The organism is Bacillus sp. PS196 (genome assembly GCF_037963555.1).
Classification (GTDB): domain Bacteria; phylum Bacillota; class Bacilli; order Bacillales; family Bacillaceae; genus Bacillus; species Bacillus subtilis.
The window spans coordinates 2,717,990-2,740,167 of the sequence record NZ_CP150159.1 but is presented as its reverse complement, the minus strand read 5'-3'; the positions used below and the strand labels follow the sequence as shown (position 1 = coordinate 2,740,167).

The 22,178-nt window shown below is 44.6% G+C and carries 20 protein-coding genes, 1 other RNA gene and 1 other annotated feature; of the genes, 17 read left to right on the top strand and 4 right to left on the bottom strand.

Annotation, left to right across the window (positions count from 1 at the left end; translation table 11 throughout):
* Positions 1 to 19: 19 nt before the first annotated feature.
* Positions 20 to 286 carry a preprotein translocase subunit YajC gene (yajC, locus tag NST79_RS14340; protein ID WP_004398708.1) on the top strand — a complete coding sequence of 89 codons (267 nt, stop codon included), beginning with the start codon at positions 20 to 22 and terminating at the stop codon, positions 284 to 286.
* Between the two features lie 56 nt (positions 287 to 342).
* Here yajC and NST79_RS14335 read toward each other — a convergent pair whose 3' ends face one another.
* On the bottom strand, positions 343 to 732 hold the full coding sequence (locus NST79_RS14335; RefSeq protein ID WP_004398667.1) for a TIGR04086 family membrane protein: 390 nt from the start codon (positions 730 to 732) through the stop codon (positions 343 to 345).
* A gap of 197 nt (positions 733 to 929) precedes the next feature.
* Here NST79_RS14335 and NST79_RS14330 point away from each other — a divergent pair, with 197 nt between their 5' ends.
* Positions 930 to 1,586: a DUF421 domain-containing protein gene (locus tag NST79_RS14330; protein WP_080529623.1), complete on the top strand. Its 657-nt coding sequence runs from the start codon at positions 930 to 932 to the stop codon at positions 1,584 to 1,586.
* Between the two features lie 3 nt (positions 1,587 to 1,589).
* Here NST79_RS14330 and spoVB read toward each other — a convergent pair whose 3' ends face one another.
* Positions 1,590 to 3,146: a stage V sporulation protein B gene (gene spoVB / locus NST79_RS14325; protein WP_130572640.1), complete on the bottom strand. Its 1,557-nt coding sequence runs from the start codon at positions 3,144 to 3,146 to the stop codon at positions 1,590 to 1,592.
* Positions 3,147 to 3,261: 115 nt separating this feature from the next.
* Between spoVB and comN the strand changes: the two genes are divergently transcribed.
* From comN to dtd, 8 genes are all read left to right on the top strand, one after another.
* Positions 3,262 to 3,558: a post-transcriptional regulator ComN gene (gene comN / locus NST79_RS14320; protein ID WP_003229735.1), complete on the top strand. Its 297-nt coding sequence runs from the start codon at positions 3,262 to 3,264 to the stop codon at positions 3,556 to 3,558.
* 38 nt (positions 3,559 to 3,596) lie between these two features.
* Positions 3,597 to 5,810, top strand: a complete 2,214-nt coding sequence (secDF, locus tag NST79_RS14315; RefSeq protein ID WP_015251564.1) for a protein translocase subunit SecDF — start codon at positions 3,597 to 3,599, stop codon at positions 5,808 to 5,810.
* A gap of 157 nt (positions 5,811 to 5,967) precedes the next feature.
* Positions 5,968 to 6,465: a cation:proton antiporter regulatory subunit gene (locus tag NST79_RS14310; RefSeq protein ID WP_003229739.1), complete on the top strand. Its 498-nt coding sequence runs from the start codon at positions 5,968 to 5,970 to the stop codon at positions 6,463 to 6,465.
* Between the two features lie 75 nt (positions 6,466 to 6,540).
* Positions 6,541 to 6,864 (top strand): lipopolysaccharide assembly LapA domain-containing protein, encoded by a 324-nt coding sequence (locus NST79_RS14305; RefSeq protein WP_003229740.1) that lies wholly within the window; start codon positions 6,541 to 6,543, stop codon positions 6,862 to 6,864.
* Between the two features lie 66 nt (positions 6,865 to 6,930).
* Positions 6,931 to 9,291, top strand: coding sequence for a single-stranded-DNA-specific exonuclease RecJ (gene recJ, locus NST79_RS14300; protein ID WP_212058945.1), 2,361 nt, complete (start codon positions 6,931 to 6,933; stop codon positions 9,289 to 9,291).
* Between the two features lie 5 nt (positions 9,292 to 9,296).
* Positions 9,297 to 9,809 (top strand): adenine phosphoribosyltransferase, encoded by a 513-nt coding sequence (locus NST79_RS14295; protein WP_003229745.1) that lies wholly within the window; start codon positions 9,297 to 9,299, stop codon positions 9,807 to 9,809.
* Between the two features lie 167 nt (positions 9,810 to 9,976).
* Positions 9,977 to 12,181: a GTP diphosphokinase gene (gene relA, locus NST79_RS14290; protein ID WP_003229747.1), complete on the top strand. Its 2,205-nt coding sequence runs from the start codon at positions 9,977 to 9,979 to the stop codon at positions 12,179 to 12,181.
* A gap of 12 nt (positions 12,182 to 12,193) precedes the next feature.
* Complete coding sequence (gene dtd / locus NST79_RS14285; RefSeq protein ID WP_004398689.1) at positions 12,194 to 12,634, top strand: D-aminoacyl-tRNA deacylase; 441 nt, start codon at positions 12,194 to 12,196, stop codon at positions 12,632 to 12,634.
* Positions 12,635 to 12,660: 26 nt separating this feature from the next.
* On the opposite strand, the gene NST79_RS14280 is transcribed toward dtd, so the two are convergent.
* A complete protein-coding gene (locus NST79_RS14280) occupies positions 12,661 to 14,217 on the bottom strand; it encodes an SH3 domain-containing protein (RefSeq protein WP_161476826.1) in 1,557 nt (518 codons plus the stop codon).
* 132 nt (positions 14,218 to 14,349) lie between these two features.
* Here NST79_RS14280 and NST79_RS14275 point away from each other — a divergent pair, with 132 nt between their 5' ends.
* The 5 genes from NST79_RS14275 to NST79_RS14255 all read left to right on the top strand — a co-directional run bounded on the left by NST79_RS14275 (position 14,350) and on the right by NST79_RS14255 (position 19,068).
* Positions 14,350 to 14,520 carry a YrzK family protein gene (locus tag NST79_RS14275; RefSeq protein WP_004399157.1) on the top strand — a complete coding sequence of 57 codons (171 nt, stop codon included), beginning with the start codon at positions 14,350 to 14,352 and terminating at the stop codon, positions 14,518 to 14,520.
* 59 nt (positions 14,521 to 14,579) lie between these two features.
* Positions 14,580 to 14,812: a binding site (T-box leader), on the top strand.
* 89 nt (positions 14,813 to 14,901) lie between these two features.
* Positions 14,902 to 16,176 carry a histidine--tRNA ligase gene (hisS, locus tag NST79_RS14270; protein WP_003229755.1) on the top strand — a complete coding sequence of 425 codons (1,275 nt, stop codon included), beginning with the start codon at positions 14,902 to 14,904 and terminating at the stop codon, positions 16,174 to 16,176.
* Between the two features lie 13 nt (positions 16,177 to 16,189).
* Positions 16,190 to 17,968, top strand: a complete 1,779-nt coding sequence (gene aspS / locus NST79_RS14265; protein WP_003229758.1) for an aspartate--tRNA ligase — start codon at positions 16,190 to 16,192, stop codon at positions 17,966 to 17,968.
* A gap of 60 nt (positions 17,969 to 18,028) precedes the next feature.
* Positions 18,029 to 18,221: non-coding RNA, 6S RNA (gene ssrS, locus NST79_RS14260), on the top strand.
* Between the two features lie 82 nt (positions 18,222 to 18,303).
* Entirely contained in the window at positions 18,304 to 19,068 is a 765-nt protein-coding gene (locus tag NST79_RS14255; RefSeq protein WP_003229763.1) for a tRNA threonylcarbamoyladenosine dehydratase, read from the top strand.
* A gap of 41 nt (positions 19,069 to 19,109) precedes the next feature.
* Here the strand turns inward: NST79_RS14255 and NST79_RS14250 are convergent, their stop codons facing one another.
* Entirely contained in the window at positions 19,110 to 20,375 is a 1,266-nt protein-coding gene (locus tag NST79_RS14250) for a replication-associated recombination protein A (RefSeq protein WP_004398500.1), read from the bottom strand.
* A gap of 202 nt (positions 20,376 to 20,577) precedes the next feature.
* On the opposite strand from NST79_RS14250, the gene cymR reads away from it, so the two are divergent.
* Both cymR and NST79_RS14240 read left to right on the top strand, forming a co-directional pair.
* Entirely contained in the window at positions 20,578 to 20,994 is a 417-nt protein-coding gene (gene cymR / locus NST79_RS14245) for a cysteine metabolism transcriptional regulator CymR (protein WP_003225879.1), read from the top strand.
* Positions 20,995 to 21,012: 18 nt separating this feature from the next.
* Positions 21,013 to 22,155, top strand: coding sequence for a cysteine desulfurase family protein (locus NST79_RS14240; protein WP_212058944.1), 1,143 nt, complete (start codon positions 21,013 to 21,015; stop codon positions 22,153 to 22,155).
* The last annotated feature ends 23 nt before the right edge of the window (positions 22,156 to 22,178 follow it).

The following is a 22,178-nucleotide window of genomic DNA, read 5'->3' as shown; positions in this document are numbered from 1 at the left end:
ACAGAAAGGGGTGAAAATGATGACTGGCACTTTAGGTACATTGGTTCCTATTATTTTAATGTTTGCGGTCCTTTACTTCTTGCTGATTCGTCCTCAGCAAAAGCAGCAAAAGGCTGTACGCCAAATGCAAGAGGAACTGAAAAAAGGCGATTCAGTAGTGACAATCGGGGGATTGCACGGTACTGTTGACTCTATCGACGAAAGCAAAGTCGTAATTAAGACTGGTGATAACACACGTCTTACGTTCGACCGCCGCGCGATCAGAGAAGTTTCTGCTGCTGAATAACAGCAGGAGCTATACATAGCAAACAAAAAAGAGCGGGCAAGTGAGCCCGCTCTTTTTTATGTGGAAGACCTGTTTCCCCTCATGTTCACGCCGAAAATCCCGCCCAGCATGCACACCCCTAAAAATCCCAGATGGAAGATCAGCTGTTCTGCTGTAAATGTCTTTCCGAATCCTAAATACTGAAACAATAAGATAATCAGAGAAAAACTTAAGGCGGTCAATGCGCCAATCATCCAGCCTCTTTCCTTGCCTTTCCCGCCTGAAATGAATCCGCCAATAAATAAAGAGAGAAATGAGATAGCGGTGATCAGCCAGTTAAATGATGATTCTTCCAGCGAGGTTGCGGTCAATAAAAGTGAAACCGCCAAACTTGTCAGGAGCATGGCTGAAAATATGGCGATTAAGCCGTAAAGAATGCCTTTTCCAACTTGTTTCGTTTCCTCCATGATTGTCTCCTCTCTGCCTGTATTAAAAGGCTTCTGTTCTTTTTGTTCAAAACCGTCAGACATGCTGATGGCTCGTCTTTGTAAAAATGTATTCCCTTATCCCATGAATTAGACGTAAAAGCTTTGTGAAATGCAATCGGTTTTTCTTACATAAATTGATCATTTTGTTGCAACCTATAATGAGTTGGAGGTGCATAATGGAAGAGCTTCTCACTATTGCGTTTCGCACAGTCGTATTGTATTTTGTGATATTGGTCATTTTTCGTTTCATGGGCAAACGGGAGATCGGAGAGCTTAGTATTTTAGATCTAGTTGTTTTTATCATGATGGCTGAAATTGCCGTTTTAGCCATAGAAAACGTAGACGATCATCTATTTCATACCATTTTGCCAATGCTTGTATTAATGATCATTCAAGTGACTTTGGCATACTTTTCTTTAAAAAACCGAAAAGTCCGCCAGCTTCTTGACGGTAAGCCGACCATAATTATCAAATATGGAAAAATTGACGAAGAAGCCATGAAATCACAGCGTTATAATTTTGATGATTTAATGGTTCAGCTCAGAGAAAATAGCGTCGACAGAGTAGCTGACGTATCATTTGCCATTTTAGAGCCGTCGGGCAAACTGACTATTGTAAAGAAAGAAAATAGCGGAGAGCATCGGCAGCTCGAAATGCCGCTCATTATAGACGGCTTCATTCAAACAGAAAACCTCTCCAGAATCAGTAAAGATAAAAAATGGCTGCTTGAAAATTTGCAAAAACACGGATACACCAACCCTTCAGATATTTCATTTTGCTCGTTTACAGACGGAGAAATATATATTGATGAAAAAGATGGGCACCGCACGTGATCATTATCGGATGATCAACCGTCCGATAATGGGAATGCGGCGAAGCTCATCTTTTTTAATTAAACGGAAAACGAGCAGGAGGATCATATAAACGGCGGCGCTCGCCGCAATCCATCCGGCTAGATTGACAGCCTCAGATGCTCCAAAGCTTATATAATGTTTGATGGCGGAGCTGATGAATCCGCAAATTACAATAACAGCGAAGCTGAGCGCGTACTCCTTGATTTTGATGCTGATCGGCAGCACTTTGCTTACGGTTGCTGCGTGCAATAGCGTAACGAGCACCATGCCTGTCACAATGGCTAATGCCGCGCCCATAATGCCAAGAGAAGGCCTTGTGGCAAGGACAAAAATAAGGCCTGTTTTGACTAGCGCTCCGATTAAGCTGTTCATCATCGCAGCTCCTGCCAAATTAAGCGCCTGCAGCACAGCTTGAAGCGGGCCTTGAAAATAATAAAGCAGAAAAAACGGGGCCATCACTTTTATAAATACAGCTGCGCCTGAAGAACCGTACATCACTCTCATCAGCTCATCCGCAAATACAAATAAAATAACAACTGAAATGCCTCCGCTGAGCAGACAGAGACGCATCGCCTGTTCCAAGCGGTATTCCACCACCTGCAATTTTTTCTGCTCCATTCCTTCACTGATCGCAGGAACAAGCGCGGTCGACAAAGAATATGTAATAAAGCTGGGCAGAGTCAGCAGCGTCATGGCAAAGCCGGTCAGTTCCCCGTATTGCTTTGTTGCGGCAACTGTTGCCACACCGGCGATGGCAAGGCTTTGAGCGACGACGATTGGCTCGAAAAACCAAGAGAGGTTTCCGATAAAGCGGCTCCCGGTTGTTGGAAGGGACACGCTCATTAATTGGGTAAAGGTTTGTTTTCCGTTTTTAATTGACTGGAAAAAATGCTTTCTGATTTTAATTGTCTTTTTATACTTAAAGCAAACGAATAAATAAAGAAGTGATGCCAGCTCCCCTGCCACTGAGGATAGCATTGCCCCCGCTGCAGCATATTCAATTCCGTAAGGGAGAAAAATCGTTGTGCAGACAGCCACGAGTGAAATGCGGACGACCTGTTCAAGGACTTGTGACATAGCAAGCGGGTTCATATTCTGTTTTCCTTGAAAGTATCCCCTCAGCACACTCGATATAGCAATAATCGGCACAACCGGCGTAATGGCCAAGAGCGGATACAGTGTTCGCTTATCTGTCAGCATCGTTTCAGCCATAACCGGGGCGAAAAACAGAAACAGCGGTGTAAAGATGAGGCTGAGCACTCCCGTAATGGTCAGAGACATGACTAAAATATTTTTCGTTTTTTGATGATCTCCCCGCGCACTGGCTTCAGCGACTAGCTTGCTGATCGCGACCGGCAGACCGAATTGAGTTAATGTAGTGGCCAAGAAGAAGGTAGGCGCTGCCATCATGTAAAGCCCGACTCCTTCTTCACCGATAAAACGGGCGATAACCACCCGGTTGACAAACCCGAGCATTCTTGTAACCATTCCTGCTGCGATAAGGATAAGAGTGCCTTTTAAAAACGTCTGTTTCGCCATTTTTACCCCCTGCCTTCTCAAACTACCTGGAATCATATACAATAAAGATATGCGTATATGTCGTCCAAGCATGACAAGTCTTCTTGAAAAACAATAAAAAAGGAGCGTGGAATTCGTGGAGAAGCATCCAGCCGATCTATATAAAGACCACGTCAGGCCGTTTCTTTACAGCAAACTGGAAGAGTTTAAGATTCTCGGGTATGATGATGTTGAACTCGAAAGTTTGTGGTCATACTTAACAGATAAGAAGTGGAAAAAGAAAACGGAACTGAACATTTATGAACTGGCGAGTGATATTTTATCAGTGAAAATTGGCGAATTTATGAACTATGCAACCGTTGAGTCATTTAAAACGTCTAATTGGCTGGGCAGTGAAGAGGGCCAGGAAGCATTGGAAGAACTGCTGAGATAGCAGGTTGATTCGCATAGGTTTAAGGGAGGATATACATAATGAAAAAAGGACGCTTGATTGCGTTTTTCCTTTTCGTTCTATTGATCGGCACGGGCTTGGGCTACTTTACGAAGCCTGCCGCTAACAATATTACGTTAGGATTGGATTTGCAAGGCGGATTTGAGGTGCTGTATGATGTACAGCCTGTAAAAAAAGGTGACAAAATCACAAAAGACGTTCTGGTCAGCACAGTAGAGGCATTGAACCGCCGGGCCAATGTTCTCGGGGTCAGCGAACCGAACATCCAAATTGAAGGGAATAACCGGATTCGCGTTCAGCTCGCTGGCGTGACAAACCAAAACAGAGCGCGTGAAATTTTGGCGACTGAAGCGCAGCTTTCTTTCAGAGATGCAAATGATAAGGAACTGTTAAACGGTGCTGATTTAGTCGAAAACGGCGCTAAACAAACTTATGATAGCACAACAAATGAGCCAATTGTCACGATTAAGCTGAAAGACGCTGATAAATTTGGTGAAGTGACCAAGAAGGTCATGAAAATGGCGCCAAACAACCAGCTTGTCATTTGGCTGGATTATGATAAAGGTGATTCCTTTAAGAAAGAAGTTCAAAAAGAGCATCCTAAATTTGTATCCGCTCCAAATGTAAGTCAGGAACTAAATACAACTGATGTAAAAATTGAAGGTCATTTCACAGCTCAAGAAGCGAAAGATTTAGCCAGCATTTTAAACGCAGGCGCACTTCCTGTGAAACTGACTGAAAAGTATTCGACATCAGTAGGCGCACAATTCGGCCAGCAGGCTCTCCATGATACGGTGTTTGCCGGTATTGTCGGTATTGCAATTATTTTCTTATTTATGCTTTTCTATTACCGTCTGCCGGGATTAATCGCGGTGATTACGCTATCTGTTTATATCTACATTACACTCCAGATCTTTGACTGGATGAATGCCGTACTCACGCTTCCGGGAATTGCCGCTCTCATTTTAGGTGTCGGGATGGCTGTTGACGCCAACATTATTACCTATGAGCGGATTAAAGAAGAGCTCAAGCTAGGAAAGTCAGTCCGCTCTGCCTTCCGTTCAGGAAACAGACGGTCATTTGCGACGATTTTTGACGCGAATATTACAACCATTATTGCAGCGGTTGTGCTCTTTATCTTTGGGACAAGCTCTGTTAAAGGGTTTGCGACAATGCTGATCCTATCGATTTTGACAAGCTTTATCACTGCCGTTTTCTTATCGAGATTTCTCCTCGCTCTCCTTGTGGAAAGCAGATGGCTTGATCGGAAAAAAGGCTGGTTTGGTGTCAATAAGAAACATATCATGGATATTCAGGATACGGATGAAAATACAGAGCCGCATACGCCATTCCAAAAATGGGATTTCACGAGCAAACGCAAATACTTCTTTATTTTCTCCAGTGCGGTCACGGTTGCCGGGATTATTATCCTGCTTGTGTTCAGGCTGAATCTTGGCATTGACTTTGCAAGCGGTGCACGGATTGAAGTGCAAAGCGACCATAAGCTGACGACAGAGCAAGTTGAAAAGGACTTTGAATCTCTTGGTATGGACCCTGATACTGTCGTTCTGTCAGGCGAAAAGAGCAATATCGGTGTTGCCCGTTTTGTCGGGGTGCCAGATAAAGAAACCATAGCAAAAGTAAAAACGTATTTTAAAGACAAATACGGGTCTGAGCCAAATGTCAGCACAGTTTCACCGACAGTCGGTAAGGAGCTGGCAAGAAATGCGCTGTACGCAGTTGCTATAGCTTCTATTGGCATCATTATTTACGTTTCAATCCGATTCGAATACAAAATGGCGATTGCTGCCATCGCCTCATTGTTATATGACGCATTCTTTATCGTCACGTTCTTCAGTATTACAAGGCTTGAGGTAGATGTTACGTTCATCGCGGCCATCTTGACGATAATCGGGTATTCCATTAACGATACAATCGTTACATTTGACAGGGTCCGCGAGCATATGAAAAAGCGTAAGCCGAAAACATTTGCCGATCTGAACCATATTGTAAACCTGAGCCTTCAGCAAACCTTTACACGTTCAATTAACACTGTATTAACCGTTGTGATTGTTGTTGTGACATTGCTGATCTTTGGAGCATCTTCTATTACTAACTTCTCAATTGCTTTATTGGTCGGGCTGTTAACAGGCGTTTATTCTTCTCTATACATTGCCGCACAAATTTGGCTTGCATGGAAAGGAAGAGAACTGAAAAAAGATTCGGCGCAATAAAAAATAGCAGGCTGTCCTCTGCAGGGCAGCCTGTTTTTTGAAGTTTCATTGAACTTAAAATAGACATTTGCTATAATGACATACGCTTACATTTAAACATATATATGGTGTTAAAAGTGTTTATGGCTGGTTTTCAGATATGTAGGAGGGTTTATATATGAGGGTTCGCGAATCAGAGCTGCCGGGCATAGGACAAAAAGTTGAAATGATTACTAGAAACCGTGATAAAATTTCAATTATCATTCATCATGACGGACGGAGAGAGCTTTACTATTTTGACGAAAACGACCATGAGGAATGTGTTGCCTCCGTGCAGTTTGATGACGCTGAAGCAAGGCAAATGTCTGCAATTCTTGGCGGAATGGCATATAAACCGAAAGCATTAGAACAGGTCGAGTCAGCCCTTGATGATTTGATTATAGAGTGGTGTAAAGCAGAGGCGGGAGCGCCTGCCATTCATCAGACGATTGGTGATTTGAATGTGGGTCAGGAATATCATGTGACGGTCATTGCAATTGTTAAAAAGAATCAGGATAAACAACTGAATCCGAGCTCTGAAACAGTCATTGACGAAGGCGATACACTTGTGATTTCCGGTGAGGGAACCGGACTGAAGAGGCTGATCCGGGAAAAATTAACAGCAAAGGGAGCTTAACCTAGTGTTAAGCCATGTTTAAAACCAGTCTTGATGGGGAAAGTTACCTCAATAAGAAGTTTGGGGGAAAAGAGAATGAATAAACAATGGACCATTATTTTCGCACTTATTTTCACCTTAATTGTCGCTATTTTCGCAGTCATTAATGTTCGATCCGTAGAAGTTGATTACCTGTTTGGAAGATCAGAATGGCCGCTCATTCTTGTTATTTTGGGCTCAGTTTTAATGGGAGCGCTGATCGTATTTTCTGTCGGCATTTTTCAGGTAATGAAATTGAAGCGGGAAATAAAAACCTTGCGGAAAGAAAATAGAACAGCAATACATAAACAAGAGGATACTCATCTTGCTGATCAGACTGACACACAGGATGCATCAGCCATGATTGAGAAAAAAGACTAGTTTTCGAATATTATTTGAAACCCCTCAGCCTGCTCTAGTATAATAGGGTGGTTGAGGGGTGAATTTATGTTAGCGTCAAAAATGCGATGGGAAATCCAGCGACCAGATCAGGATAAGGTCAAATCACTCACAGAACAATTGCATATAACACCTCTTGTTGCGTCCCTGCTTGTAAAAAGAGGCTTTGATACGGCAGAAAGCGCTAGGCTGTTTTTACATACAAAGGATGCCGATTTTTATGATCCTTTTGAAATGAAAGGCATGAAAGAAGCGGCATATCGAATAAAACAGGCGATTTCACAACAAGAAAAGATTATGATATATGGCGATTATGACGCCGATGGGGTTACAAGTACGTCAGTGATGCTTCACACGCTGCAAAAACTGTCGGCTCAAGTTGATTTTTATATACCTGACCGTTTTAAAGAAGGATATGGACCTAATGAACAGGCGTTTCGTTCGATTAAAGAACGGGGCTTCTCTTTGATCATTACGGTTGATACAGGAATTGCCGCTGTGCATGAAGCGAAGGTGGCAAAGGAACTCGGACTGGATGTCATCATTACCGATCATCATGAACCGGGACCGGAGCTTCCGGATGTCCATGCGATCGTCCACCCGAAGCAGCCTGGCTGCACTTACCCGTTTAAAGAGCTTGCCGGGGTTGGAGTCGCGTTTAAGCTTGCCCACGCTTTATTGGGTGAACTTCCTGATGAACTGCTTGACCTGGCGGCTATCGGCACCATTGCCGATCTAGTCCCACTGCATGACGAAAACAGATTAATTGCAACACTAGGACTTGAAAGGCTTCGACGGACAAATCGGCTCGGCTTAAAAGAGCTGATTAAGCTGTCAGGCGGAGACATCGGAGAAGCGAACGAAGAAACAGTCGGATTTCAGCTCGCACCAAGGCTGAATGCCGTCGGAAGAATCGAACAGGCGGATCCCGCTGTTCATTTGCTTATGTCAGAGGATTCGTTTGAAGCGGAAGAGCTTGCCGCAGAAATTGACCAGCTGAACAAAGAGCGCCAAAAAATGGTCAGCAAAATGACGGATGAAGCGATTGAAATGGTTGAACAGCAAGGGCTCGATCAAACTGCAATTGTCGTGGCCAAAGCCGGATGGAACCCGGGAGTCGTCGGGATTGTGGCTTCAAAGCTTGTGGACCGTTTCTACCGACCGGCCATTGTTCTTGGTATTGATGAAGAAAAGGGAATCGCTAAGGGTTCGGCCCGAAGCATCAGAGGATTTAATTTATTTGAGAGCCTTTCTGAATGCAGAGATATTCTTCCTCATTTCGGCGGCCATCCAATGGCTGCGGGGATGACGCTGAAAGCCGAAGATGTGCCGGATTTGCGAAGCAGGCTGAATGAAATAGCGGACAATACGCTTACGGAAGAGGATTTTATTCCCGTACAGGAAGTCGACCTTGTCTGCGGCGTCGAAGACATTACAGTTGAAAGCATCGCAGAAATGAACATGCTGTCTCCTTTTGGCATGCTGAACCCGAAACCGCACGTTCTCGTAGAAAATGCAGTACTGGAAGATGTCCGCAAGATAGGGGCAAATAAAACTCATGTCAAAATGACGATCAGAAACGAGTCGTCCCAGCTTGATTGCGTCGGTTTTAATAAAGGCGAGCTTGAAGAAGGCATCGTACCGGGTTCAAGAATTTCTATTGTCGGTGAGATGTCAATCAACGAATGGAACAATCGAAAAAAGCCGCAGCTTATGATAAAGGATGCCGCTGTTTCTGAATGGCAGCTGTTTGATTTAAGGGGAAAACGGACGTGGGAAGACACAGTTTCCGCCCTTCCATCTTCTAAACGGGCCATTGTCTCTTTCAAAGAAGACTCAACAACATTACTTCAAACTGAAGACCTTCGCCGAGAAGTGCACGTCATCAGTTCTAAAGATCAAGCAAAGGCGTTTGACCTCGATGGTGCATATATTGTATTACTGGATCCGCCGCCTTCGCTGGACATGCTCGCACGTTTGCTGGAAGGAAAGGCGCCCGAGCGGATATATTTTATTTTTCTCAATCATGAGGACCACTTTTTATCAACTTTTCCCGCAAGAGACCACTTTAAATGGTATTATGCGTTCTTGCTGAAAAGAGGCGCTTTTGACGTGAAAAAACACGGTTCAGAGCTTGCAAAACATAAAGGCTGGTCCGTTGAAACAATCAATTTCATGACAAAGGTGTTTTTTGATCTCGGTTTTGTTAAAATAGAGAATGGTGTGCTGTCTGTTGTGAGCGGAGCAAAGAAACGCGACTTAACAGACTCACAAACATATCAGGCGAAACAGCAGCTGATGGAACTGGATCAAAAGCTGAATTATTCTTCTGCTGAAGAGCTGAAGGAATGGCTGAATAAGCTGATGAAACAAGATTCAGAGGCTTATGAAAGTACGAGGAGGACATAAAACAGATGGATTTAAAACAATACGTAACAATTGTACCGGATTACCCGAAAGAGGGCGTGCAATTTAAAGATATTACGACACTGATGGATAAAGGCGATGTATACCGCTATGCCACAGATCAAATTGTTGAATATGCGAAAGAAAAGCAAATTGATTTGGTCGTTGGCCCTGAAGCGCGCGGCTTTATTATCGGCTGTCCCGTTGCTTACGCGCTTGGCGTAGGTTTTGCGCCGGTCCGCAAAGAAGGCAAGTTGCCTCGTGAAGTAATCAAAGTGGATTATGGCTTGGAATACGGAAAAGACGTATTAACGATCCACAAAGATGCGATTAAGCCTGGTCAGCGTGTGCTTATTACAGATGACCTGCTTGCGACAGGCGGCACAATTGAAGCGACAATCAAACTTGTTGAAGAACTTGGCGGCGTTGTTGCTGGTATCGCTTTCTTAATCGAGCTTTCTTACCTTGACGGCAGAAATAAGCTCGAAGATTACGACATCTTAACATTGATGAAATACTAAGGATAACCGCATAACGAAAAAGCACTCCATGTCAGGGTGCTTTTTTCCTATTGTTTTGCATTTATTTTATATAATATTTGGCTATTTGAACTTCTGCTCTTTACATCTTTCGTTTTTTTCTTGATAATAAACTACAATACAGTTTACATTTTAAAAAAGGTGATTCCATGGCGAACGAACAAGTATTGACTGCCGAGCAAGTTATAGATAAAGCGCGCAGCTATCTATCTGATGAGCATATCGCATTTGTCGAAAAAGCATATCTGTACGCTGAAGATGCTCATCGCGAGCAATACCGCAAATCGGGCGAGCCATATATTATTCATCCGATTCAGGTTGCGGGGATACTCGTTGATCTTGAAATGGACCCTTCCACAATCGCGGGCGGATTTTTGCACGATGTCGTGGAAGATACAGATGTGACGCTCGATGACCTGAAAGAAGCATTTTCCGAAGAAGTGGCAATGCTTGTAGACGGCGTAACGAAACTCGGCAAAATTAAATATAAATCTCAAGAGGAACAGCAGGCGGAAAATCATCGCAAAATGTTTGTCGCTATGGCTCAAGATATCAGGGTCATATTGATCAAGCTGGCGGATCGTCTTCACAATATGCGGACACTGAAACATCTGCCTCAGGAAAAACAGCGGAGAATCTCCAATGAAACGCTGGAAATTTTTGCTCCTTTGGCGCATCGTCTCGGGATTTCAAAAATTAAGTGGGAATTGGAAGATACGGCGCTCCGTTATTTGAACCCTCAGCAATATTACAGAATTGTCAACCTCATGAAGAAGAAACGTGCAGAACGAGAGCTTTATGTCGATGAGGTTGTCAATGAAGTGAAGAAACGTGTCGAAGAAGTAAATATCAAGGCTGACTTCTCGGGACGCCCGAAACATATTTACAGCATTTATCGAAAAATGGTGCTGCAAAATAAGCAATTCAATGAAATTTACGATTTGCTGGCTGTCCGTATTCTTGTGAATAGCATAAAGGACTGCTACGCGGTGCTTGGCATCATTCACACATGCTGGAAACCGATGCCAGGCAGATTCAAAGATTATATCGCAATGCCGAAGCCGAATATGTATCAATCGCTTCATACAACGGTTATTGGGCCTAAAGGCGATCCGCTTGAAGTGCAGATCCGCACCTTTGAAATGCATGAAATAGCGGAATACGGGGTTGCGGCTCACTGGGCTTATAAAGAAGGGAAAGCAGCCAATGAAGGTGCAACCTTTGAGAAAAAGCTTTCTTGGTTCCGTGAAATTTTAGAATTTCAAAATGAATCGACAGATGCAGAAGAATTTATGGAATCGCTCAAAATTGATTTGTTCTCTGACATGGTGTATGTCTTTACGCCAAAAGGAGATGTAATCGAGCTTCCGTCCGGTTCTGTTCCGATTGACTTTTCTTACCGGATTCACTCTGAAATCGGCAATAAAACAATCGGTGCCAAAGTAAACGGAAAAATGGTTACGCTTGACCATAAGCTTCGGACAGGTGATATCGTTGAAATTCTCACCTCTAAGCATTCCTACGGTCCGAGCCAGGATTGGGTGAAGCTTGCCCAAACATCCCAAGCGAAGCATAAAATCCGTCAATTCTTTAAGAAACAGCGGCGTGAAGAAAATGTCGAAAAAGGCCGTGAGCTGGTCGAAAAAGAAATTAAAAACTTGGATTTTGAATTGAAGGATGTTTTAACGCCAGAGAATATTCAAAAGGTTGCTGACAAATTTAATTTCTCAAATGAAGAGGATATGTACGCGGCGGTCGGTTACAACGGCATCACAGCTCTGCAGGTGGCGAACCGCCTAACAGAAAAAGAGAGAAAGCAGCGCGACCAGGAAGAACAGGAAAAGATCGTTCAGGAAGTCACTGGGGAACCTAAGCCATACCCGCAAGGAAGAAAACGGGAAGCTGGCGTTCGTGTCAAGGGCATTGACAACCTCCTTGTCCGTTTATCAAAATGCTGCAATCCTGTGCCAGGTGATGATATTGTCGGCTTTATCACAAAAGGCAGAGGGGTTTCGGTCCATCGCGAAGACTGTCCGAATGTCAAAACGAATGAAGCCCAAGAGCGGCTGATCCCGGTAGAGTGGGAGCATGAGTCACAAGTTCAAAAGCGCAAGGAATACAATGTTGAGATAGAGATTCTTGGGTATGACCGCCGCGGATTGCTGAACGAGGTGCTCCAGGCAGTGAATGAAACGAAAACAAATATTTCATCTGTCTCTGGCAAATCGGATCGCAATAAAGTGGCAACCATTCATATGGCGATTTTTATACAGAATATCAATCACTTGCACAAAGTCGTCGAGCGTATTAAACAGATTAGAGATATCTACTCTGTGCGCCGCGTCATGAACTAAAGGGGTTAGAAAATGAGATTAGTTGTTCAGCGAGTAACAGAAGCAAGCGTTACAGTGGACGAAGAGGTCGTCGGCCAAATTGGACAAGGCCTTATGGTGCTGGTCGGCATCACTCACGATGATACAGAAGATGATGCAGCTTATTTAGCCGATAAAGTTGTCAATCTCCGTATTTTCGATGACAGTGAAGGAAAAATGAATCTGTCTCTTGTAGATATAGGAGGAGAGATTTTATCCGTCTCACAGTTTACGCTTTATGGAGATACGAAAAAAGGGCGCCGGCCGAACTACATGAACGCAGCCAAACCTGATAAAGCTTTAGGTCTTTATGAAAAATGGAATGACCTGCTTCGTGAAAAAGGAATCAAAGTGGAGACCGGAACGTTTGGAGCAATGATGGATGTTCAGCTTACAAACTCCGGACCGGTCACGCTCATTATGGATTCAAAATAAAAAAAGCTGCCAAAAGGCAGCTTTTTTTATTGGAAGTATTTCTCTAATCCGCTTTCGATCCCATCTGTTACTTTTTCTTGGTATGAATTGCTATGTACAATGGCTTCTTCCTGCGGATGGCTTACATATCCCAGCTCGTACAGCATAGCGGGCTGTCTGTTTTCCCGGAGCACATAATAATCTCCGAATAATACGCCGCGGTCTGGAATGGAAGAACGCTTCACCACTTCTGAGTGGACATCTGATGCGAGTTCCTGATCTTTGGCAGGACTGTAGTAATATGCTGTACTGCCTCTTGTAGAGGTATCCGCATAGCTGTCATAATGAATGCTGATAAAGGCGTCAGCGTTACGGTAGTGAGAGGTAGAGACCCGTGACTGCAGGCTGACAAAGGTATCATCCTGGCGTGTCACATATACATCCGCTCCAGCCGATCTAAGTTTGCTGGCGAGCAGTTTTGCCGTTTTGATCGTCAGGTTTTTCTCGAATTTCCCCGAATACCCGATCGTTCCGCTGTCTTTTCCTCCATGTCCCGGGTCAACAATAATCGTTTTATTGTTTAGAGAGCCGTTTCCAGACGGGGAATCAGAGACTGGCGGTTCACCTGCTTCTTCTGCGCTTTTAGACGTTTGGACCACCCAATTGGCTACATAAGCAGTTTGCCCGTTATCAAGCTTTATTTCATACCAGCTTCCCTTTGAACCGGTAATGGTGTATGAATCTCCTTTGGCAGCGCGCTCAACGATCGAAGCTGATGTTGACGCATCACTTCTTAGATTCGTTCCTCCGTACATGATATAGGCTTTTTTAGCGGAGGATGAACTGCCGGCATTTGCTGAATCATCAGCTGGAACAGAACTAGTCAAAAGGTAATGGCTTGCAACCCAGCCTTTTAGCCCGTTCACCTCAATGTGAGCCCAGCCATTTTTCTCGTTGAGAACCGTCAGTTTCGTTCCGCGATCAAGTTTTGTTATAATTGCCGCGTCATGTGAGGCGGAGGCTCTTACATTTAGCGAAGAAACACCGACTGTGCCCGTCGTTGACGCACCGGAATCCTCGGTTTGGTCACTCTCATCAGACGCTGAACTGCTGCCTCCTGATGTGACATATTCAGATGATACCCACCCGGTGGCACTGTGATAGGATATCTTGATCCAGCCCGAATCTTTATCAATGACAGATGCTTGGCTGCCTTGCGGGAATTTGCCGATGACTTCGTAGGAAGTGCCCGGGCCGCTTCTCATCCGCAGATCGGGGTCTGTTGATGTCACAGTGTCACTGCTTCCTGAGGAGCTTGTGCTGGCCTGGTCTTCCTTTGTAATAAGCCAGGAGACTACCCAGCCCTTTTCTCCGGAACCAAGCTGTATCTGCACCCAGTCTCCATCTTCCTTTAAAATTGGATAGCGTTCTCCCTTTTTTACTTCCGCTGAAATGCCGTAGCTAAGCCCAGGGCCGCTTCTGACGTTCATTTCATCTGTTGCGATGACCGCTTCTCCTTGAGCAGCTGTAACGGATGAAAAGGTCGGGAATAGCGCTGCGGTGAAAATAATACATACAATAAGGACAAAGTATTTCTTGTTCATTGTGTCCTCCTTTCTGATGATCATTAAAAAAGCATTCTTGTTTAATATCGTAAAGTCCTTTCTGATTTTTAAATAAAAATAAAATGATTTGTTTATACTAAGCGTAAATACAATCAAAAAGGTGTGCAAATCATGAAATATCATCCAAAAATGGGACGTGCATTTCACGACGGTGAAGCGAATCTGCATTACAGCGATCACGCAGATCCCGATACGACTGGTTATCTTACGGAAACAGCATCTGAATTTGGTCTTATGTCCAAAGAAGCAGCGCTGAGGAAAAACAACCGGAATAAAGCTTGACAGAGAACCCCAATCCCATTATTATAATAGAAATTGAGTACATAGCAAATGATGAAAGATTTGAACCAATAATGGAGAAGAGTAGGTCAGATTGCATGATTAGAGAGGAACCCGCCCCAGGCTGAAAGCGGATCCCATTGCGTCTTTCTCGAAACAACACTCCGGAGGTTTCCTGCTGAACGCGTGAATAACGCCATTAGGCAGTGAACGTGAACCTGCGTTAAAGGATCGAGCGGGAATATGAACGTATTCCAACTAGGGTGGCACCACGGGTATAACTCTCGTCCCTACTATCATGTATAGTAGGGGCGGGAGTTTTTTTCATTTTCATCATTAACGATCATTGGATATTTTATAAGGAATACATAAGGAGGTCTACCTATGGGATATAACATTCCGAGAGGAACACAGGATATTCTGCCTGGAGAATCAGATCGCTGGCAGTTTGTTGAACAAATTATGAGAGACACTTGCCGCACTTATCAATATAAAGAAATCCGCACACCGATTTTTGAGCATACAGAACTGTTTGCCAGAGGCGTCGGAGAATCAACGGATATCGTACAAAAAGAAATGTATACCTTCGAGGACCGCAAAGGCAGAAGCCTGACGCTTCGTCCGGAGGGAACAGCTGCTGCGGTTCGCGCTTTTAATGAAAACAAGCTGTTCGCAAATCCTGTACAGCCGACAAAGCTTTATTATGTCGGGCCGATGTTCCGTTATGAACGTCCTCAGACGGGCCGTTACCGCCAGTTTTATCAGTTTGGAATTGAAGCGATTGGTTCGAAAGACCCTGCAATCGACGCTGAAGTAATGGCGCTTGCGATGAGTATTTATGAAAAAGCAGGTTTAGAAAACGTTAAGCTTGTCATAAACAGTCTCGGCGATCAAGATAGCCGCAAAAGCTACAGAGAAGCGCTCGTGAAACACTTCGAGCCTCGCATCGAAGAATTTTGTTCAGACTGCCAGTCCCGGCTGCACACGAACCCGCTTAGAATTTTGGACTGCAAAAAAGACCGTGATCATGAGCTGATGAAATCGGCACCTTCGATTTTGACATATTTAAATGAAGAATCAGCCGCTTATTTTGAAAAAGTGAAACAATACTTAAATGATCTTGGCATTTCGTATGAAATCGATCCGAACCTTGTGAGAGGGCTGGATTATTACAACCACACCGCATTTGAAATTATGAGCAATGCGGAGGGCTTTGGCGCGATTACGACACTTGCCGGCGGCGGACGCTACGACGGGCTTGTCGAACAGATCGGCGGACCTGAAGCACCGGGCATCGGATTTGCGATGAGCATCGAACGCTTGCTTGCCGCAATTGATGCTGAAAAAAGAGAGCTGCCTGTTGATAAGGGAATCGACTGCTATATCGTCACACTCGGCGAAAAAGCAAAGGATTATTCTGTTTCATTGGTGTACAAACTGAGAGAAGCAGGCATTTCCAGTGAAATCGATTATGAAAATAAGAAAATGAAAGGCCAGTTTAAAACAGCTGATCGCTTAAAGGCCAGATTTATTGCGATTTTGGGTGAAGATGAGCTTGCCCAAAACAAAATCAATGTAAAGGATGCACAGACGGGCGAACAGATTGAAGTGGCACTTGATGAATTTATACATGTGATGAAGGCAAACCAAAAGGGATAAGGAGTGAAACGCATTGTTTGGAAGAACATATTATTGCGGTGATATAACTGAAAAAGCAATTGGCGAATCTGTAACGCTGAAAGGCTGGGTCCAAAAAAGACGAGACCTCGGCGGATTGATTTTTATTGACTTGCGTGACCGTACGGGCATTGTTCAAGTCGTTTTTAACCCTGATGTGTCAAAAGAAGCGCTAGCTATTGCGGAAGGCATCAGAAATGAATACGTGCTTGATATTCAAGGAAAAGTGGTGGCGCGTGAAGAGGGAACAGTTAATCCGAATTTGAAAACAGGCGCGATCGAAATACATGCTGATGGAGTGAACGTATTAAATGCTGCAAAGACACCTCCATTTGCGATTTCTGATCAAGCTGAAGAAGTGTCAGAGGACGTTCGTTTAAAACACCGTTACTTAGATTTGCGCAGACCGGCTATGTTCCAGACGATGCAGCTGCGCCATAACGTGACGAAAGCTGTTCGCAGCTTTTTAGATGAAAATGGGTTTCTTGATATTGAAACGCCGATTTTAACAGGAAGCACGCCTGAAGGCGCACGTGACTACTTGGTGCCGAGCCGTGTGCACGAAGGTGAGTTCTACGCGCTGCCGCAGTCTCCGCAGCTATTTAAACAGCTTCTGATGGTATCAGGCATTGAACGATATTATCAAATTGCCCGCTGTTTCCGCGATGAAGACTTGCGTGCGGACCGTCAGCCTGAGTTTACGCAAATTGATATTGAAATGTCCTTTATGAGCCAGGAAGACATTATGTCATTGGCTGAGGAGATGATGGCAAAGGTTATGCGTGAAACAAAAGGTGAGGAACTTCAGCTTCCTCTTCCTCGAATGACGTATGACGAAGCAATGAACAAGTACGGGTCTGATAAACCGGATACGCGTTTTGACATGCTTTTGACGGATGTGTCTGACATTGTAAAGGATACGGAATTTAAAGTGTTTTCATCAGCTGTAGCAAACGGCGGCGTGGTCAAAGCCATCAATGTAAAAGGCGGTGCCGGCGATTACTCCAGAAAAGACATCGACGCTCTTGGCGCTTTTGCTGCAAACTACGGGGCAAAAGGGCTTGCCTGGGTGAAGGTTGAGGCAGACGGAGTGAAAGGCCCGATCGCTAAATTCTTTGATGAAGAAAAGCAGTCTAAGCTGATTGAAGCACTTGATGCTGCTGAAGGTGATTTGCTGCTGTTCGGAGCGGATCAATTCGAAGTTGTGGCCGCATCACTCGGCGCCCTGCGCTTAAAGCTTGGGAAAGAACGCGGACTGATTGACGAAAAATTGTTCAATTTCTTATGGGTCATCGACTGGCCGCTATTAGAGCATGATCCGGAAGAAGGCCGTTTTTACGCAGCGCACCATCCGTTCACAATGCCTGTCCGAGAAGACCTTGAGCTGATTGAAACAGCGCCTGAAGACATGAAAGCGCAAGCTTATGACCTCGTCTTAAACGGCTATGAGCTTGGCGGCGGTTCAATCCGTATTTTCGAAAAGGATATTCAGGAAAAAATGTTTGCGCTTCTCGGCTTCTCACCAGAAGAAGCGGCTGAACAGTTCGGATTCCTGCTGGAAGCATTTGAATACGGCGCTCCTCCGCACGGCGGAATCGCACTCGGCTTAGACCGTCTCGTTATGCTTCTCGCTGGACGTACGAACCTGAGAGATACGATTGCATTCCCGAAAACGGCAAGTGCAAGCTGCCTGATGACAGAAGCGCCAGGCGAAGTAAGCGACGCCCAGCTTGACGAGCTTCATCTTTCTATCAAGAAAAAAGTTAAGAACTGAATGTGCAGTTCGATTCTTGAAAATCAAAATCGTCTGTGATATGATTTTGACAAGTTAAATAAAGTCCTGATGTGTTAGTTGTACACCTAGTTTTGACCGAACATTTTTTTGATTTGGGAGCCCGCATTTTTAAATGGCGTACATGCCTCTTTTCATTCGGTAAAGAGGACTTACAAGATTTAAAAGAGGGCACCCACCTGCTGAGAGCGGGTTCAAAACAAAGGAAAGCTGCAACGGCACTATTGGGACTTTATTTTTTGTGCGCAGAAAAAACGGCTGCTCATGGATCAGCCATTTTATAGATGAAACCAGAATACGAATGTGGAGTGAGGTTCTTGTTACACCAGTTTTCACGCAATGAATTAGCTATCGGAAAAGAAGGCCTTGAAACGCTGAAAAACAGCACAGTTGCTGTGCTTGGAGTCGGGGGAGTCGGGTCGTTCGCGGCGGAAGCTCTCGCGCGGTCAGGCGTCGGCCGCATTCTGCTTGTCGACAAAGATGATGTCGACATTACAAATGTAAATCGTCAGCTTCACGCGCTGCTTTCAACTGTCGGACAGCCGAAAGTTGATTTAATGAAGGCGCGGATCGCAGACATTAACCCGGAGTGTGAAGTGATCGCGTTAAAAATGTTCTATACGGAGGAAACGTATGAGCAGTTTTTTGACTATGATCTTGACTATGTCATTGATGCGTCAGACACCATTTGTTATAAAATTCATTTAATGAAAGAATGTCTAAAACGGGATATTCCGCTCATCTCCAGCATGGGTGCTGCAAATAAAACGGATCCGACACGCTTCCAAATCGCTGATATCTCAAAAACGCACACTGATCCAATTGCGAAGGTCGTTCGTACGAAATTACGCAAGGAGGGTATCAAAAAAGGCGTTCAAGTGATTTTCTCTGATGAAAGCCCGATTGTTATTCGGGAAGATGTCAGAAAAGAAGTGGGGAATGACGAAGCGAAAATACGTAAAGCAAAAATGCCGCCTTCCTCTAATGCTTTTGTGCCGTCAGTTGCAGGTTTGATTATGGGCGGACATGTTGTCATGGATCTTTTGAAAGACATTGAAATCAAACGTGTGAAGGATAAATAATGCATAAAAACAGCCTTGATGATCAAGGCTGTTTTTTTGTTTTATTTTCTTTTCATTAATTTATCGTACACCTGCTTTAAGGCAGATTCGAACTTTCCAGTCTGTTTCGGCTTATAGTATTGCTTATTTTTCAGAGGATCAGGGAGGTATTGTTGTTCGACCCAACCGTTGTCGTAATTGTGCGGGTATTTATAGTCGATTCCTCTTCCTAATTCCTGAGCTCCTTTATAATGCGCGTCTTTTAAATGCTTCGGGACATCCCCAATTTTTCCGGCTCTGATATCTGCCAGGGCCTCATCGATTGCCAGAATGGCAGAGTTTGATTTCGGTGAGAGGCAAAGCTCAATAACTGCGTTGGCCAGCGGGATTCGCGCTTCAGGAAACCCGACTCGCTCAGCGGTCTGAATAGCGTTCAGCACTCTAGGGCCGGCTTGCGGGCTTGCTAAACCGATATCCTCATAGGCGATAACAAGCAATCGTCTTGCGATGCTCTCCAGATCACCGGCTTCAATTAATCTAGCCAAATAGTGAAGAGCAGCGTTGGCATCAGAGCCGCGGATTGATTTTTGAAAAGCGGACAGTACATCATAATGCGCGTCACCATCTTTATCGTGAGAAAAGCTTTTTTTCTGCAAGCATTCTTCCGCGGTTTCTAATGTAATGTGAATTTCACCGTCTGCTGACTCCTTCGTTGACAACACGGCAAGCTCAAGCGCATTTAAAGCGGAGCGGACATCTCCTCCGCATCCGTGGGCAAAATGCTCCATCGCCTGATCATCAATGGATACAGAATAGGTGCCAAGGCCCCGATGCTCATCATGGAGCGCACGTTCCAGTGCCTGTTTAATCAGTTCAGGTGTTAACGGTTCAAGCTCAAAAATCTGGGTCCGGCTTCTGATCGCCGGATTAATGGCATGATACGGGTTAGCCGTCGTTGCTCCGATCAAAATGATCATTCCGTTTTCTAAATAGGGTAATAGAAAATCCTGTTTTCCTTTATCCAGCCTGTGGACTTCATCCAGAATCAAAATCACTTGGCCGGACATCTTGGCTTCCTGAGCTACGATTTCCATATCTTTTTTATTGTTAATGACAGCATTCAGCTTTCGAAAAGCAATACTTGTTGAACCGGCGATTGCTGTTGCGATTGATGTTTTTCCAATTCCGGGCGGCCCGTACAAAATCATGGATGACAAATGTTTTGCCTGGACCATTCTGCCAATAATTTTATCTTCAGCCACCAGATGCTGCTGGCCGATAATATCCTCTATTTTTGTCGGACGCATCCGATATGCCAATGGCTTCATCTATCATCTCTCCTTACTTAATTACAGGGTAACGGAAAACCGTACATTAGAAAAGGGTAAAGGCCCCTTTCCTTCTGCCTCAATGAAAATTCGCTGAAGGTATGTTATAATAACAGTTGGTCTATAAGATAATAAACGGACGAAACATATAGAAATTACCATTATAAATGTGGAAAATCATGAAATAACAGAGGTGTTCATGTTGAAAATATCAACTAAGGGAAGATACGGGCTCACCATTATGATCGAGCTTGCAAAAAAGCACGGTGAAGGCCCGACTTCATTAAAAAGCATCGCACAGACGAATAATTTGTCCGAGCATTATTTGGAGCAGCTGGTATCGCCGCTCAGAAATGCCGGTTTAGTGAAAAGCATCAGAGGCGCATATGGCGGATATGTATTAGGCAGTGAGCCGGATGCCATTACTGCGGGAGATATTATCCGTGTGCTTGAGGGGCCGATCAGCCCTGTTGAAGTGCTGGAAGATGAGGAGCCTGCCAAGCGTGAGCTCTGGATTCGCATCCGGGATGCTGTAAAAGAGGTTTTAGACAGTACAACATTAGAGGATCTTGCCAGCTATACAGACGGAGAGCAAGAAGCTTATATGTTCTATATTTAGATCAGAGGTGTAAACATAATGGAACGGATTTATTTAGATCATGCCGCAACGTCTCCGATGGATGAGCGCGTGCTGGAACAAATGATACCGCACTTCTCCGGCAGTTTCGGTAATCCCTCCAGTATTCATTCATTTGGCAGAGAATCTCGAAAATGGGTGGATGAAGCAAGAGCGCAGATCGCAGCAGAAATCGGAGCGGCAGAGCAGGAGATCATTTTTACAAGCGGGGGAACGGAAGCTGATAACTTGGCGATCATGGGAACCGCACTTGCAAGAAAAGATCTTGGCAGACATATCATCACAACAAAAATTGAGCATCACGCCGTGCTTCACACATGTGAAAAACTTGAGGGAGACGGATTTGACATAACGTATCTGGACGTTGACCAAAATGGAAGAGTCAGTGCAAAACAGGTGAAAGAAGCACTGCGTGATGATACAATCCTTGTGACAGTGATGTATGGAAATAATGAAGTCGGAACAGTGCAGCCGATCGAAGAAATCGGTGAGCTGTTAAAGGAACACAAAGCTTATTTTCATACCGATGCTGTTCAGGCATTCGGGTTGCTGCCAATTGATGTGAAAAACAGCCATATTGACCTTCTGTCTGTTTCCGGGCACAAGCTCAACGGGCCAAAAGGGACAGGCTTTTTATATGCTAGTAAAGATGTGAAGCTTTCACCGCTTTTATTCGGAGGAGAGCAAGAAAGAAAACGCCGTGCCGGAACCGAAAATGTTCCAGGCATTGTCGGGCTGAAAGAAGCGATCAAGCTGTCAAGTGAAGAACGGGACGAAAAAAACGAGAAGTATCAATCGTTTAAAGCAATCTTTGCCGACACGCTTAGAGATGCAGGTGTGGCATTCGAGATCAACGGGGACAAAGAGCATAGTCTGCCGCATGTTCTGAATCTTTATTTCCCCGGTGTGTCAGTGGAAGCGCTGCTGGTTAATCTTGATATGGCGGGTGTCGCTGTCTCCAGCGGTTCAGCGTGCACGGCCGGTTCAGTCCTGCCGTCACATGTTCTGACTGCTATGTTCGGAGAAGAGAGTGACCGGCTGACGTCCTCTATTCGAATCAGCTTCGGCCTCGGCAATACGGCTGAGCAAGTGAAAACTGCTGCCAAACATGTGGCCGACGTTGTCAAACGGCTGACACAATAAGGCGGCTTAGTAATTGGAGTGAA

Coding starts and splice junctions, on each gene's coding strand:
- NST79_RS14275 (WP_004399157.1), top strand. CDS start 14,350: ATGAAATATCATCCAAAAATGGGACGTGCATTTCACGACGGTGAAGCG.
- hisS (WP_003229755.1), top strand. CDS start 14,902: ATGGGATATAACATTCCGAGAGGAACACAGGATATTCTGCCTGGAGAA.
- NST79_RS14335 (WP_004398667.1), bottom strand. CDS start 732: ATGGAGGAAACGAAACAAGTTGGAAAAGGCATTCTTTACGGCTTAATC.
- recJ (WP_212058945.1), top strand. CDS start 6,931: ATGTTAGCGTCAAAAATGCGATGGGAAATCCAGCGACCAGATCAGGAT.
- dtd (WP_004398689.1), top strand. CDS start 12,194: ATGAGATTAGTTGTTCAGCGAGTAACAGAAGCAAGCGTTACAGTGGAC.
- NST79_RS14330 (WP_080529623.1), top strand. CDS start 930: ATGGAAGAGCTTCTCACTATTGCGTTTCGCACAGTCGTATTGTATTTT.
- NST79_RS14250 (WP_004398500.1), bottom strand. CDS start 20,375: ATGAAGCCATTGGCATATCGGATGCGTCCGACAAAAATAGAGGATATT.
- spoVB (WP_130572640.1), bottom strand. CDS start 3,146: ATGGCGAAACAGACGTTTTTAAAAGGCACTCTTATCCTTATCGCAGCA.
- relA (WP_003229747.1), top strand. CDS start 9,977: ATGGCGAACGAACAAGTATTGACTGCCGAGCAAGTTATAGATAAAGCG.
- secDF (WP_015251564.1), top strand. CDS start 3,597: ATGAAAAAAGGACGCTTGATTGCGTTTTTCCTTTTCGTTCTATTGATC.
- yajC (WP_004398708.1), top strand. CDS start 20: ATGACTGGCACTTTAGGTACATTGGTTCCTATTATTTTAATGTTTGCG.
- NST79_RS14295 (WP_003229745.1), top strand. CDS start 9,297: ATGGATTTAAAACAATACGTAACAATTGTACCGGATTACCCGAAAGAG.
- NST79_RS14305 (WP_003229740.1), top strand. CDS start 6,541: ATGAATAAACAATGGACCATTATTTTCGCACTTATTTTCACCTTAATT.
- NST79_RS14310 (WP_003229739.1), top strand. CDS start 5,968: ATGAGGGTTCGCGAATCAGAGCTGCCGGGCATAGGACAAAAAGTTGAA.
- NST79_RS14280 (WP_161476826.1), bottom strand. CDS start 14,217: ATGAACAAGAAATACTTTGTCCTTATTGTATGTATTATTTTCACCGCA.
- NST79_RS14240 (WP_212058944.1), top strand. CDS start 21,013: ATGGAACGGATTTATTTAGATCATGCCGCAACGTCTCCGATGGATGAG.